The organism is Clostridium vitabionis, assembly GCF_015351765.1.
GTDB classification, from domain to species: domain Bacteria; phylum Bacillota; class Clostridia; order Lachnospirales; family Lachnospiraceae; genus Clostridium_R; species Clostridium_R vitabionis.
In genome coordinates this window covers 432,544-447,954 of the sequence record NZ_JADKQA010000002.1, presented here as the reverse complement: position 1 = coordinate 447,954, position 15,411 = coordinate 432,544, and the positions used below count along the sequence as shown (strand labels likewise).

The window sequence follows — 15,411 nt, the reverse complement described above, 5'->3', positions numbered from 1 at the left end:
TCAGCTGCATCACTCACGATCCCCCTGCAGTTTCCGGATCTGTTCCGCAAGAGGCGCATTTCCCCCGAACAGATGCACATAGCCCTCCAGGGACTCCGCCTTCCGGCGGAGCGCCTTGGCCTTCTCCCAGACAAAAATCTCCGATTTTCCCTTGCCGTTCCTGGCTTCCTGAATCAGGTTTTCCCCGGCGGAATTGCCGTCCATCGCGATGACGACGGACGGCCGCCGCTCAAAAATCTCATAATTAAAGCTCTTGTAGATCGCAGCGCCCTCGCTCTCCGTGGAAACCCGGACATAGACATTTTCCCGGAGAATCCGGTTCTTCTCCATCCCGGTGATGAGCGACGGCACAAAACAGTATACCGGAAAATGCTTTGTATTGTGATCCAGCAGATACTTTTCATATCCGCTCATCCGGTATCCGGTCACAAAAATCACCTCCGAGGGATCAAGCACCTCCATCAGGCGGTCGATCTCCCGCGTCCCCTCCGGGCTGACCCTCGTCGTGCGGCGCTCGGTGTTAAAGCTCCCGCCGGCGAGGATGACCGGGGTGACGTCCCAGGGAAGTTCCCGGATCTTCTCCCGGAGAACCGTCGCGGATTCCTCCCGGCCCCTGCGTCGGAACTTCCAGTCCGCGGAAGCGTGGGCATCCTCATACTCTTCCATTTTCCGGAGAAGGACCGTCTCGAGCGTCCTCCCGGCGAGAAGGTCGCGGAAAGCCCTGTCCTTGCGGCGGAACGCCGCCTCCCCGTCCCCGATCACGGAGGTCTCCGCCTCCTTCATCTGCTTCATCTCCGCGGCGGTCAGGTGCAGGAGCTTTTCCAGCGACAGCTGCTCGTCGATCGGGTTCGTGCCGTAGAGCGCCGCGCCGTCCGTCCCCTGGACGCAGGGGATCCCCGCCCGGAGATATTCATGCAGCGGATGATTGTCCAGGCTGTTCAGGTTATTCAGGCGAACATTCGAGGTCAGCTGGAACTCCAGGACAACGCCGTTCTCCCGAAGCTCCCGGAGAAGCTTCTTCCCCTTCGCGGTCCGGAGGCCGCAGGTATACAGGCCGTGGCCGATCCGCATCTTCGGCATGCCCTGCCCCGGCGCAAGCCCGCCGCGGACGCAGGCAATACTGTGGGCGACATTATCCCGGAGGCCGTCATTTTCCCCCGCGTGAACCCGGATCACAAAATCCGGATCCTTCGCGGCGATCTGGTCAATATCCCGGAAGAGCGGCGCGAGATCAGAAATATCGTTGACCTCCTCCCCGACAAAGTCGCAGCCGGCGACATACGGGTCAAGCGCCACCGCGCTCAGCGCGACCAGGTTCTTCTGCAGGTAATCCGACGGCGTGACCGCGTCCTTGATGATCGTGAGCGGAATCCGGCGCATCGCCGCCAGAAAGCGGATCAGCACACCGGTCTCCCGGTAAATCTGGGGCATCACCTCATGCACCTCGGTCAGCATGGACAGCGACTCGTACTTCTTGACCAGCGTCGTATCGCTGATTTCCACGTAGCGGATCCCCTGCTTCATATACGCTCTCGCGATCCACAGCAGGCAGTCCTGAAAAATGCTGTTGTTCCAGTATTCCGGATTGTCCCGGTCGGCCAGCATCTGTTCCAGCGCGCCCCGCACGGTGTCGTCCGGAATTTTTTCGATATTTCGGAATTTTATCTTCTTTTCCGATTCCTGTCCCTTCGTAAACACATAGCGGTAGAGGTAGACCTTTTCCAGATTGGTAAATACCGCCTGGCCGTCCTTGAGGACCGCCAGGGAATTGCGGATCGCCACGATATTCTGCTCCGCGTTGCCGAGATTGTTCAGGATCAGGTCGGCGAAATTGATAAACGTATTGTCGTTGATCCGCCGCTCCAGATATTTTCCCGTCAGCCCCGAATTCACAAACTGGCTCGCCACCCGGTCATGCTGCTCCGTGAGAAGCTCCTCCTGGCGCTTAGTCAGCTTAAGCCCGAGCTTTTTGACATAATAGCGCGGGTAGCGGATCTGGTGGGCGATCCCCATCGCGATCAGGATATCCGGCGAAAGATTCCCGTTCATGTGCGTGTGCAGGTCGCCCCGGAACTTCTCATCACGGAGAATGTACGTCTTGAAAATGGTCTGGGCGGCATCCCCCCGGTAGTCCTTGGTCTGGCTCATCAGGGTCTTCGCGATCGCCGGGACGGATCCCTTCATCTCGATGCGCCCGTCCGGGTAAATGTTCGCGACCTTGGTGTTCGCAAACCGCAGGATATAGACCTCTCGGTTCTCCGCGTCGATATAACAGGGCACCTCCCCGCGGATGCAGAGCAGCCCCTTCTGATTCGTACTGAGCGGCAGCCCGCCAAGCCTCGCGAAATTCCGGATGAGATTCCCGGAATGATGGTTCGGGGTCTCCAGCTCGTATAAAAGGCGCTTCTCCTCCCGATAAAGGCTGACAATCATGTCCTTCTCATTATCCAGAAACAGGCATCCGAAATAACGCATCATTCTCCTTCTCCCATGATCTGCTCCCGTCACGCGCTGGCACAGGCGGCTCTTGCGATGACTTCCGCATGTGCCGGACAAGCCGTGACCGAAAATCTCTGTTTATTGATCCAGAAAGCGCAGAACCGCCCGGTTGAACTCCTCCCGCTTCTTTCTGGCGATAAAATGATCCCCGGGGATCAGCTGAAGCTCCGCGCCCGGAATGCTCCGGGCAATCAGCCGTGTGTGCTCCGCCCGGATCATATCCCTCGTCCCGGCGATCACCAGCGTCCTCGCGCGGATTTTTCCGAGTTCCTCCGGCGTGATCTTCGGCTCATTCACCATGAGCCCGAGCATTTCCGTGCTCTTTCGGGCAAACCGGCTCATCCCCGAAAACATCCGGATAAACCGGTAGCCGATCTCCACCGGCAGCTGGGAGAGACGCTTCACCCCGCCGGGGTTGAGATTCGCGCCGTTCACGACGAGCTTCTCTACCCGCTCCGGATACCGCAGGGCAAAAATCAGGGCGATATTGCCGCCGTCCGAAAATCCGAGAATGTGCGCCCGGGCAATCCCATGCGCATCCATAAATTCCCGGAGGTCATCGGCAAACTGGCCGAGCGTGAACGGCTTCCTCCCCCGCGGCGTCCTCCCGTGCCCGCGGGTATCTATGGCGTACACATGGTATTCCTTGGCAAATGCCCCGATCTGGCCACGGAAATAACTGCTGTTCTCCCCGTTTCCATGCAGCAGGATCAGCGGAAACCCCTTTCCCTTCTCAAGATAATAATGCCGGATATCCAATGCCCTCAGCTCCTTTCTCCTGCATTATACCGCACAGGGGAAGAGCCCGCGTTTGATCTTGACTTGGGCGCTGTCAAGCGATACAACATGCTCATAACAATTCTCCGGTAAATCTTCGTGTCCCTGGAGGGTCAAATGAAGCACATGATTGAAAAAATAAAATCTCTCAAAACCGCCATCCGGACGGTTTTTTTTACCTCCGTCTGCGTCCTTGTCATCATTGAGCTGTTCCGCCTGCGCCGGACCCTGTCCGGGGCAGACCTGAGGGCTGCCTTCGCGGACATTCCGGCACCGCACATCCTCCTGATGATCCTGATCGGGCTCATCGCTGTCACCCCGATGCTGGCCTACGACTTCATCCTGAACCGGGAGCTCGGAACCATATACCCGAAATCCTACATCCTCGGGACGAGCTGGTGTGTGAACACCATCAATAACCTCGCCGGGTTCGGCGGCATCGTGGATATCGGCCTCCGGTATTCCTTCTATGTCCCGGAGGAAAAAGAAAGCGACGGAGTGCAGGCGATCTCCCGGATCATGCCGTACTTCATGTCCGGCCTCTCCGTCTTCAGCGCCATTTCCCTGTTTCTCACCATATTCACCCCGGTGAGCCCGGAAATCCGCCGTTACCTGATCCTGCTGATCGGTACCGCCTGCTATGTCCCATGCATTTTATTCCTCTCAAGCCGTAAAAACATGAAATACTTCGGCCGGCTCCGGATGGCAACCGCCGGAAAGCTGCTCCTCGCTTCCACCGCCGACTGGGCATGCGTCATCACCTGCTTTGTCCTCACCGGGTATCTCATGGGCATCAGCATCCCGCTCTTCAACCTCATCCCGCTCTACATTATCGCCATCGCGGTCGGCCTGGTCTCGATGATCCCCGGCGGTATCGGAAGCTTTGACCTCATCATGATCGCCGGCCTGGAGAGTCTCGGCATCGAGAGCGCCCGCGTCGTCACCTGGATCCTGCTCTTCCGCCTGGTCTATTACATCATCCCGTTCTTCTTCGGCGTCCTGCTTTTTATCCACTACATGGGCGGGCGGATCAACACAAAATTTCACGGGATCCCCAAAATGCTCCTGACCTCCGCGGCGCACCGGGCGGCGGTCCTCCTGATCCGCCTGTTTGGCATTTATCTGGTCCTGTCGGCACTGATTCCGGACGAACTCTCGAGCATCCCGCTTCTCCGCAGCCTCGACCCGGTCCACGGCCAGTTGCTCTACCAGTTTCCCAGCGTGCTCCTTGGCGTCTGCTTCATCCTGCTCGGACGCGCTGTCCAGGAAAATGTCTCCCGCGCTTTCCCCTTCGGCATCTGCCTTCTCGCCGTGACCTTCCTCTACGTCAACTTCGGGGAAGTCAGCTGGGCGGCGTCTTCTGCGGTGCTCCTGCTGGTCCTGGTGATGGTGCAGATCCGGCCGCGGCTTAACCGGATCCAGCTCGTCTACTCGGCGGAGGCATTTACCCGCGATTTCCTGATCCTGATGTTCACCCTGGCGCTCTTCCTCCGCTTCAGCGGCCACAGGGCAGCCGGCATCCTGTTCCGGAACCAGCGGTACCTGCTCAGCCGCTACGGCCGCCTCTGGCTGCAGCTTCTCGCCGCCATTCTCCTGATCACCTTCATCTACCAGCTGATTGTGCGCTACCTCTCCGCCGGCCGCCAGCCCCTCGGCGATGCCTTCGATGATGCCCGATTCACCAGCCTTCTCCAGAAATATGGCGGGGACAGCAACAGCGGCCTCGCGTATCTCCGGGACAAGCGCCTCTACTGGTACCGGGAAAATGGCGCCGATGCCGTCGCCTTCCAGTTTGCCCAGTCCGGCAGCAAATGCGTCGTCATGGGCGAACCCATCGGGAAAAGGGACGCCTTCCGCGACGCCATCAGCCAACTCCTCGTGGACGCCGAACAGCTGGGATACCAGATGATCTTCTATGAAATCGGCCAGCAGACAACCCTTCTGCTCCACGAATACGGCTATGAGTTTATGAAATTCGGGGAGAGCGCCCTGGTCGATCTCAAGAACTTCAGCACCGCGGGAAATCACGGAAAACGCTACCGCACCGCGCTGAACAAAATAGAAAAACAGGGCTTCACCTTTACAATCACCGGCGAGCCCCATTCTGACGAGCTTCTCGATCAGCTTTCCGCGATCTCCCGCCGCTGGCTTGACGGCCGCCGGGAAAAGGGATTCTCCCTCGGTTTTTTCGACCGCGCCTACCTGCAGAAGGCCCCGATCGCCCTCGTCAAAAACAGCAGCGGGGAAATCTGCGCCTTCGCGAACATCATGCCGAACCACTCCGCGGACACCGCGACCATCGACCTCATGCGCTACGACGCGGACCTTTGCCCGAACGGCATCATGGATTTCCTTTTTGTCTCCCTTTTCCTCTATTTCCAGGGAAAGGGCGTCCGGTACTTCGACCTCGGCATGGCGCCGCTGGCCAATGTCGGCAGCTTTGAACACAGTTTCTTCCAGGAACGGGTCGCCTACCTGATCTACACCTTCAGCCGGCGGTTCTACTCCTTCAACGGACTCAGGCAGTACAAGGAAAAATATGCCCCAGAGTGGAGTTCCCGGTACGTATGCTATCCGAAGGCAAGCTGGCTGGTCTGCGACATGCTCGCCGTGTACCGTGCCGACAACCGGACCCCGAACTGAAGAAACCCAGGCTCCGGCTCCCCGCACTTCCCGGCGGCTGAGCCAAAGAAGCCCAGGCTCTGGCCTCCCACACTTCCCGGCCGCCGGCGGGCATTCTCCGGCTTCGGCTTCACCTCCGGAGCCGGAGAATCCGCCGTCAGAAGATAAACTTCTCCGGGAACGGGTCATCGATGGCACGGCTCACCTGGAACGTGCCGGTCTCGCACTGGTAGAGCTCGAGCAGCATAAGCCCGATGCCGGCTGCCCCGTCAAAGAGGCCGATCGGGGATGTGATGACCTTCGGTGCCACCCGGTCAAGGGCAAAATTCCAGCATGCGTGGGTTCCGTCCGCCTCCTCCGTCCAGTCCGCGGCGCCGAGCAGAACCCGCCCGCAGCGCAGCGCCATTTTCCGGAGATCCTCCCGACCGGTCGCCGCGTAGAGGCCAAGATACATGTTCTCGATTCCCGCCGTACCGCAGCAGATATTGTACGTGTTCCAGTAGCCTGGGGAGTGAATCTCCGGGGCGCCGGCCTTTGTCGTGCCGTTCGCGAACCGGAGCGCCCAGTCGAGGTACGCGCGGTCGCCGGTCATGGTATACATTTTATAGAAGAAACGGGTTGTTCCCGCCGGCCCGTGGCAGTAGCCGAGGTAATAGAGATCCGGCCGGTCCGGAAGCGCGTGGGGCAGCAGCGCGGCGTCCGCCGTCTTCGTCGCTGCGTCCTCCATATATTCCGCCACGCCATTGACCGCATCGCGGAATACCGGATCCCCGCTCGCCTCATAGAGGCGCAGCAGCGTAAATCCGATGCCGCCGGTTCCCATCGGGAAATTCGGGTCAACATAATCCGGGGAAGCGTGGAAGTAGGTCGGATCAACGCCGCTGTAGACGATCTTCCCGTCCCCCATGCTGCGCCCCTTCCCGAGGAAAATGTGCCCTGCCTCGACGGCGAAGCTGCGCCAGTCCGGACGGTCATAGACATCCGCCGCATAGAGCAGGAAGAGAACGGTTCCGGCATTGCCCACAATGCCCGGGTACGTGGACCAGGTATAGCCCTGTCCGCCCTCGCCCGGCTGCGCGTCCGCCTTCATCCCGTCGATAATGCTCTCCACGCATGCTTTATATTCCTCATCCCCGGTCAGCTTATAGAGCGCCGTCAGCGCGTAGGCTGCGCCGGAATAGCCGGTCGAGAAGGCATACTTGGAGAAATTCTTCTTGAGCTCCCGCTGATGATACCAGCGGTACATCAGATACGTGCCGCCCTGCCTCGCCTCCGCGAGATAAGCTTCGTCACTGGTCACCTGATACAGGGAGAGCAGATAGCAGACAATACCCGCGGCCCCGGAGTACATGCAGATCTCATCATAGTAGCGTTCATGGCCGGTTTGGGCGTCCTCCAGTGTCCAGTAGTGCCCCTCCGGAGCGTCCGTGCGCACGCGGGTCATGATAAAGCGCATCGCCGCCTTCGCGGCATCCAGATAATCCTCCGGGGTCACCGGCAGCAAAAGATTCTTTTTCAATGGTCCGTTCTCCTTCATTTTCTTGCAATGCCTATTGTTTTAGTATGAATATTGTGCTATTATAACACGCAACTTGCTAACATCATACCCGATTTACCACTTTTTTTGAAGGAGGATTTCTTATGAATGCAGAACAACAGGCAGCAGGAAGCGGTGCCCGCCCTGCGGAGACCTGGCTCGGCCATTTCGGCGGCCTGCTCCCGCTTCTGGTCATGATTATCTCCATGATTGTCATGGTCGCAAACGGCATGGGATCGACACGGAATTTCTGGGCAGCCGGACTTTTCGCGATGGTCGCCGGATTTCTCGTCTATAAAGACAAATCGGAATTCCAGAAGGCGGTTCTTGCCGGCATCCAGGATCACATCTTCGCCTATATGCTCGCCTGCTTCCTGCTCGCCGGCATCATGTCGAAGATCCTGACCTCCTCACATCTGGTTGACGCCCTGCTCTACATCATGTCCCGGGCAAATGTCTCCCCGGCGCTGATGCCGATTGTCTGCTTTATTATCGCCATGATCCTGTCCACCGCCACCGGATCGGCGGCTACCTCCGTCAACGCTTCCGGCCCGGTCCTGATTCCTCTGGCTGTCGGCATGGGCTGCGACGCCAACGTGATCTGCGGTGCCATCCTCGCCGGCGGCTGCTTCGGCGATAACCTGGCACCGATCTCCGACACCACCATCGCCTCCTCCCTGACACAGGAGGTCGACACCATGCGCGTAGTCAAAAGCCGCCTGAAATATTCCATCATCGCCGGCATCGTCTCCGCGGCAGCCTATATCGCTCTCGGCGTCAGTCGGTTCGGCGGTACCTCCGCGGCGGCCACCGACGTCAGCGGACAGTATCTGAGCAGTCTCATTTTCCTCGTTGTCCCGCTGCTCGCCGTAGTCCTGATGCTCAGGAAGAAGGGGCTCTTCACCTCCTTTATCATCAGTGAGCTGGTTGGCTTCGTGCTTCTCTTTGCCTTCGGCTACGTCAGTCTTCCAACCCTGGTGGCAAAGGACGGCCTGATTCCGAGCGCCTTCGACGGCATGGTCGGCACGATCATCTTCCTGCTCTTCATCTTCGTGATGGTCAGCCTGATCAGCAATGCCGGCGTACTCGACTGGATTCTCGGCATGCTCCGGCATCAGGCAAAATCCGACCGGGCAGCCGAAATCACTGCCGGCGGCATGGTCTGCCTGGTTTCCATCGCCATCAGCAGCGGCACCTCGGCGATCGCGTTCTGCGGCCCGATTATCCGGCGCCTGCTTCGCCCGTTCCACATCGACCGCGCCCGCTGTGCCAACATCCTGGACGGCCTCGGCTGCGGTGTCGGATACCTCGTGCCGACCAACCCCGGGTGCCTGAACCTGGCTGCCGTCGCCGTCGCGACCGGCGTGGTCTCCGAGGGCTACAGCCCGCTCTCCTTTGTCGGCTATAACTTCCAGTCCATGGCACTCTTCGTTGTGTTCTGGTTCGCGATCCTGTCCGGATGGGGCAGGACACATGAGACCGACGAACAGCTTCGCGCCGACGGCGTGAATCCGTACTCGAACGACTGATGAGAAACGGCTCGTGGCTGCCGCCTCCGACGGCCTGTGCCTGCTGCTGACATCTGGGAATTTGGCCGATACCGGGCAAACTACGGGTATTAGGCCGGCGCAGGTGCCGCAGGAGATGTCCAAAAGCCCTTCGAGGCTGCCAAAAGGCAGTCCCGGAGGGCTTTTCTTACTGATTCATTCTCTTCCTTTCCGGGCAGGCTTTATGCTTGACCGGAGCATCCTTTGTCATTTTTTCGCCATGTATACGGTTACTTCCCCGCTTCTTCCTGTCTCCGCAGGAAAATCAGGTCTGCAGCCAGGACGATTAGACTTCCGATCATCAGGAACAGGTAAAGCATCATGCGCGAATCGTCACTTGTTGCAACGCTTCCTGATACCTTCGTTCCGGCATTCGGAGCAGTCTTCCGTCCCCCTGATCCTTCATTTGTTGACATACTGCCGTTCGTGTCTTTGGTTGTTGGGTCCAGTATGTTCCTGACATTGATCACGATCTTTCCGTCCGCCGTTACCGGAGCAGCCTGAGAGAAGCTGTAGCCGGAAACTGCATCTTCCGTGACCATATAAGAGATTTCCTTTCCGCCTGCATCGCAGAGCGGCTGTCTCCCGAAGCTGTATGTCCAGTTGAAATCTGCCGAAGTCTGAGCAGTGGCAATCTCCGTCCCGTTCGCAAGGAGATGTAGCGTGATCAAGGACGGCCTGGTTCCAGCGTCGTTGTTGTTATCCTCCCATGACTTTGTGCCGACGACCGTCACCATTGCAACCCCGGATCCTCCACCGCTATGGTGACCATCGCCATGTCCACCACCACCACCACCACCACCACCATGATGTCCGCTGGGTTCCTTCGTATTTGTGACGGTAAATCCCCGTTCGGTGGAGTATGTGATCGCGGCACTATATCCGGGAATACCATCTTCCGTCAAGGTATAACTTATTTCCTTTCCGTCCTTATACTTGTCAAGATTCTCAAAAGTATACTGCCACTGATTACCAGAGTTCAGTTCCTGGCTCGCAATCTCGTTTCCGTCCGCGAACAGATGCACGATAGCCTTACTGCCGGTTCCGCCGGACCAGACTTTTGTTACCGGAATAGAAATTTTCCCGGTAATCGTATTGGTCATCGTGTACCCATCCTTTGCCGTACCACTGATGACGCTGCTATATCCATCAACCGGTATCTCAGAAATAGAATAAACAATCTCGTGCCCGTCTGAGCTGTCATACTTCTGAAGATTCCCAAAAGTATATATCCAGTCATTACCGGCATTAAGCGTAACCGTTTCTTTTGTCCTTCCGTCTGCCAGCAAATGCAAAGTTGCAGAATCACGCGCGGGGCCAACCCATTTCTTGATCACTTTCACCTGTGTCGTGGCCGTATTCGTGATTATAAAACCAGTCGACGGATCTCCTGTAATCGTAGTTGTATATCCGGGCACACCGACTTCATTAACCGTGTACTGAATTTCATGGCCATCATTCCCATATTTTGGAAATCCGGAAAGCATAAGCGCCCACCCGTTACTCTCATTCAATTCGACAGTTCTTATAACAGTTCCGTCTGCGAGCAGATTAACCGTGACGGAAGCCGGCCTATTTTCACTGCTTCCTTCATCCTGGTTGTTAACCGGATACCGAGAAGCCGCCCTAAGCAGATAACCTCCATTCCAGAATTTTACAATGGGTATGGAAATCGTCTCAGGATCCGTTTTCTTCTTTTTATCAGGAACGGTCTGAAGCGCCCCGCCTGCCGAGGACACAACCATTGAAAATTCTTCCCTGTTCAATTCATAACCGTCCGGTGCGGATTTTTCCTTTACTTGATATGTCCCTGAAGTGAGGTAGCCGGATACTGCTGTTCCGTCGGCACCGGTGATCATTTCAAAGGAAGTTCCATCGGGGCGCGTAACTTCAAATACCGCATTTGCCAGAGGAAGGCTCTGATCATCCGCATCCACCTTGATCAGTTTGATTTTGTTCGCCAGGTTTCCTGTCCCGGATCCGCCGGAATCTGCAGAGATATGGGATGCACTTGCCACTTCAACCTGTTTCGCCGAAGTTAACTTCATATTGTTGCGAAGCGTTGTCCCCGGCGTATAGGTTGTTCTGTAGCGGAGGCGGTACTGGCCGTCATGGATATCTCCCAGATTCAGCGTGAAAGATTTTCCGTTAGCGGCGATGTCCAGTTTTCCCGTGAGGCTCACTTCGTCATAAGCACGGACAACGTCACCATATTCATTAAATTCAACAGGGCGAAGCATGAAACTTTCGGCAATATAGGTTTCTGTGCCTGCTCCTTCGGAAAGATGATCCGTGATCACCACATTGCGGAGATCCGCTTTCTGATGATTGATCCGGATATACCATTCCGCCTGTTGTTTTTCCCCATCCACCGATTGTCCCCACTTCCCGAGGATCTCCGGCTCAAGTGCGGTCGGCCCATTAATGCGAACTGTCACCGGCACAACCTTTCCGCTGACCGATATTTCAAAAGTGTTATCCTTACCGATTGTTATCTGCTCTTTGTCGAATCGCGCTGAAAGCCGGATGCTTCCACGAACATTCTCCTTTCCTTCAACCCAATCGGTGAAGGTTATCCGGACGGATCCGCCTTTATCGCCCGTCCCCGGCGTCACATGGGCTTTGCCGATCACGGTTGTTCCATCTTCACCGTAGATGTTAAAATTGTCGGCTTCATGATCCGAGGGAAAGATCATTTTCTCCGGCAGCGTAATGTCAAAATAATCTCCCTCGTGAAGATCCGCTCCGTTTGAGCTGGCATCCCAGTCCATGGCAAGGTAAAATTTGTCAGACCAATATACATGATCTACAGTATTTCCGCTCAAGCTCTTTATTGTAAGCTCGGTAACTCTTGCATCCACTTGCTTTATCCCTGCCGGTGCCAATTTCGGCGCTGTCTTTGCTGTCTCGCCCTCGGTCCGGATATCCGCGGGAGCAGGCGTCACCCTCCTGGCAATTTCGCCTTCACTTGCCCCGGTTGCGTATTTGTCGAGGAGTTCCCCATGATCTGCACCGTCCCCGATGTCATCCGCGTCATCAACATTACCGGCGTCATCCGCATCCTTAGCATCAGAAGCGTCAATCTTGCTCTCCACAAGACTGTCCTCCACACTCGGAGGATTTACCGATATCGATTCGGCCGCAAAGCTTGTCAGTCCGCTCTGTACCAGGAATAGGATCATCACCGCTAAGGCGGTCAATCTGGTAATATGTCGGCTTATTTTCATCCTTTTTACTCCTTGGTAGCGGAACTGGTTTTTCCGCTGTTCGTTGCCTGTTTTTCCGGATCATGGCAGGAATCAGGCATCCGGTCCGATGCATTCGCCTGTCCGGCTCCGCAATTCTCCAGCCCAGTCACATGAACGTTTCTGTTTACCTTGGCATCATAGGTTCCGGCCCTCATAATCTCCCCGAGATCAATCCCTGTGGTTTCCTTCATGGACGCAAACAGTTTGGACATCACAACCGGCACATTGGATGCAATCGTTGAAACACCATTCTCCTGGTCAGCGCCGCCGATAATCGTGATCTTATCAATCTGGGACAGAGGCCTTGCGATCTCTCCGGCAATTTCCGGCAGTACCCGGATCAGCATCTCCGCGATGGCCGCATTGTTGTACTTCTGATATGCCTCCGCTTTCTTTTCCATGGCTTCCGCTTCCGCCCGGCCCTTCAACGCAATACCGGCGGCTTCCGCCTCGTATTTTGCCCGGATGCCGGCGGCTTCCTGTTCCGCCGCATACTTCGCGGCATCCGCGACGGTTTTCTTCGCTTCCGCCTCTTTCTCCTGTTCGTACTTTCTGGCTTCCGCTTCCCTCTGCCTCTTGGAAAGATCCGCCGCCGCTTCCTGCTCGACGCGGTACTTCTCTGCGTCAGCTTTTCTGTTGATCTCCGCCTCCAGAGACTGCTGCATGACGGAAACTTCCTGCTTTTTCAGCTCAGAGTCCCGTTCTGCTTTCGCGATCTGCGCGTTGACGGTTGCGATCTCGATGTTCTTTTGCTGCTCCTGCTTCTGTATCTCGTAGGCCGCATCCGCCTCCGCCTTTTTGGTATCCGAAATCACCTTTAATCCCGACTGTTTGATCGCCAGCTCGTTGTTCTTCTGCGCGATCTCCGTGTCAGCAAGAACACGGGCATCGTTTGCCGCCTTGTTCGCTTCTGCCTGTGCAATCGCCACGTCCCGGTCAGCCTGCGCTTTGGCGATTGCCGCGTCCTTCTTGATCTTGGACGTATTGTCTGCGCCCAGATCATTGATCAGCCCCTTCTCGTCGGTTACGTTCTGGATATTGCAGGAGAGGATTTCAATGCCGAGCTTCTCCATATCCTTGGCGGCCTTCATCATAACCTGATCCGAGAAGGAATCCCGGTTCGTATTGATGTCCTTGAGCGTCAGCGTTCCGATAATTTCACGCATATTTCCCTGCAGGGAATCCTGCAGATCCATTGCGATCTGCTCCGCCTTTTTATTCAGAAAGTTTCTGGATGCCTTTTCGATCCCTTCCCCGTCCGGGGAAATGCGCACCTTCGCGACGGCGTCGACATTGACATTGATGAAGTCTGTCGTCGGAACCGACTGTTCTGTTTTGATATCCACGGTCATCTGACCCAGATACAGGGTATCCAGCCGTTCCAGGAAAGGAACCTTGATTCCTGCCCTTCCGATCAGGATCTTCGGTTTCTTTCGAAACCCGGAAATAATAAATGCCTTGTCCGGCGGCGCTTTCACATAACCGCTCATCAGAATGAGCAAAATGCCAACAATGATCACGGCAGGAATAATCGTTTCTACTGAAATCATAGATACCCCCTTCAAAATTTGTAAAGCAGCAAGAAGTCCTTTTATCCGACAAGTCCAATCAGAAAAAACTCACAAAAATCCGTCCGCTGTCCATACGTCAGATAACCCTTGATCCGGCAGATCTATACGGAAATAACTTACTCTATGCCGAAGCTGTTCATGCTTCTTCCCGTCCATATATCCGTACTGCCATAGAATCCCTTGACTTTCGCAAGATTCAGATCATCCGGCGTTTGTCCGGCCTCGCGCAAAGCCAGATTCATCCTGCCCAGAACAATGCTCTGGTTTTTCAAAAGAATGGCTCCGGCAATCTGGCTGTGCGCTTTTACAGCGGCATTGAGCCTTGCGAACTGGTGTGCTTCCCCATCCGCCGTTATCGCTACCAGGTAATGTTCCATACTGAATCCCGCGAAGGCGCCAAACATAACGCTCAGGATTGCATGATATCTTTGCTTGTCATATCCATACAATTCCCGGATCTGGTCGATCCGGAAAACCTCCAGCCCGTCCTGATAGCTGACCACATAGTCTCTTGTCACATAACATCTGCAGTTTTTGAAATGCCGGGCGTCAGTTTCCGACGTTTGTCTTACGCCATTCTGATAATCCGCGCTGGTTTCAAACAGCTTTTTCGCGTTCGCGATCTTCCTGTCTTTCTTCCTCTGTCGACGAATCAGGCGGATCATTTCCGCAATCCATAAAACGATCATCAGCACCATGAACGCGAGCGCAATCCACAGTCCCGCGCTGATATCGGCAAGAGCGTTGCCGGAAGCGGAATAGACAAGGCAGACATTCCCAAGATAATCTGACGCATTTTCTCCGGAATCCAAGCCCGCATAGATCGCATACGCCCCCTGTGCCAGCGCATCAAGATCACTGTCCGTTTGCCGGAGCGTGCCCTTGATCCGCAGGGGAGAAGCATCCTCATTGTCAGCCGCGATCTTCTTTTGAAATTCGTCACTGTTGTATACAGTCTTCGGAACACTCACGATATAGTCATACCAGGTGCCGCCTTTCTTTCTGGAGGCAAACAGATACTCATTTCCCTCCTCATCTGTCGCGAAGGACCCGGTCAGGTATTCCGCGTCCAGATATACTAGGCCACCATAGCTGTCAGCTTCAGAGATCTCCCTGCCGTAGACAGACTGGCTGATGATGCCTGCGGCGAGCACGGCAATAAAGATGGACATAGCCGCAAGGATGACACACGAGAGGACAGTTATCCCCCGCCCGGATTGAAACATTTTCTTTTCCACGAGTTTGATTTCCTTTTCTTTAAATCATTCTGCAATATCCGCATTTCCCCACACGTTACTTATCGTAATTTCCCGGCATCATTCCCCCCTTGCCATTATCTTGTTCAAAGCTTCCGGTTCCATAGGCTGATGATTTCACACCTCTGCAGGTAAATTTGTCTGCGGAAGCATTCAGCAATACGAAGCTTTTCGTAATATATAGTTATCGTAGTAAAATCCCCTTATATTGTCTATATTTTTCGCCTTTTTTATGGTTTACAAAATCTTTACACAATGTAAACTTTTAGGCAGCTTTACACGCTGTAAACTCAATCTTTTTTATTTTCCCATTGTTATTGTAATAATATACATGGAAAGTATTGATTTTTCAGA

8 protein-coding genes are annotated in these 15,411 nt (G+C 55.5%); 2 read left to right on the top strand and 6 right to left on the bottom strand.

The window, feature by feature from the left end:
• Positions 1–9: 9 nt before the first annotated feature.
• The gene (locus ISF27_RS06940) at positions 10–2,478 is read right to left on the bottom strand and encodes an amidohydrolase family protein (RefSeq protein ID WP_235986064.1); all 2,469 of its coding nucleotides are present in this window, start codon (positions 2,476–2,478) and stop codon (positions 10–12) included.
• A 99-nt stretch (positions 2,479–2,577) separates the two neighbouring features.
• Positions 2,578–3,258: an alpha/beta fold hydrolase gene (locus tag ISF27_RS06935; RefSeq protein WP_194610454.1), complete on the bottom strand. Its 681-nt coding sequence runs from the start codon at positions 3,256–3,258 to the stop codon at positions 2,578–2,580.
• Between the two features lie 135 nt (positions 3,259–3,393).
• On the opposite strand from ISF27_RS06935, the gene mprF reads away from it, so the two are divergent.
• A complete protein-coding gene (gene mprF, locus ISF27_RS06930) occupies positions 3,394–5,919 on the top strand; it encodes a bifunctional lysylphosphatidylglycerol flippase/synthetase MprF (RefSeq protein ID WP_194610452.1) in 2,526 nt (841 codons plus the stop codon).
• A 136-nt stretch (positions 5,920–6,055) separates the two neighbouring features.
• On the opposite strand, the gene ISF27_RS06925 is transcribed toward mprF, so the two are convergent.
• Entirely contained in the window at positions 6,056–7,417 is a 1,362-nt protein-coding gene (locus ISF27_RS06925) for a lanthionine synthetase LanC family protein (RefSeq protein WP_194610450.1), read from the bottom strand.
• Positions 7,418–7,539: 122 nt separating this feature from the next.
• On the opposite strand from ISF27_RS06925, the gene ISF27_RS06920 reads away from it, so the two are divergent.
• Positions 7,540–8,964 (top strand): Na+/H+ antiporter NhaC family protein, encoded by a 1,425-nt coding sequence (locus ISF27_RS06920; RefSeq protein ID WP_194610448.1) that lies wholly within the window; start codon positions 7,540–7,542, stop codon positions 8,962–8,964.
• Between the two features lie 248 nt (positions 8,965–9,212).
• Here the strand turns inward: ISF27_RS06920 and ISF27_RS06915 are convergent, their stop codons facing one another.
• From ISF27_RS06915 to ISF27_RS06905, 3 genes are all read right to left on the bottom strand, one after another.
• A complete protein-coding gene (locus ISF27_RS06915) occupies positions 9,213–12,077 on the bottom strand; it encodes a Cna B-type domain-containing protein (protein WP_194610446.1) in 2,865 nt (954 codons plus the stop codon).
• Between the two features lie 137 nt (positions 12,078–12,214).
• Positions 12,215–13,780: an SPFH domain-containing protein gene (locus tag ISF27_RS06910; protein WP_194610444.1), complete on the bottom strand. Its 1,566-nt coding sequence runs from the start codon at positions 13,778–13,780 to the stop codon at positions 12,215–12,217.
• A 137-nt stretch (positions 13,781–13,917) separates the two neighbouring features.
• The gene (locus tag ISF27_RS06905) at positions 13,918–15,027 is read right to left on the bottom strand and encodes a hypothetical protein (protein ID WP_194610442.1); all 1,110 of its coding nucleotides are present in this window, start codon (positions 15,025–15,027) and stop codon (positions 13,918–13,920) included.
• Positions 15,028–15,411 lie beyond the last annotated feature (384 nt).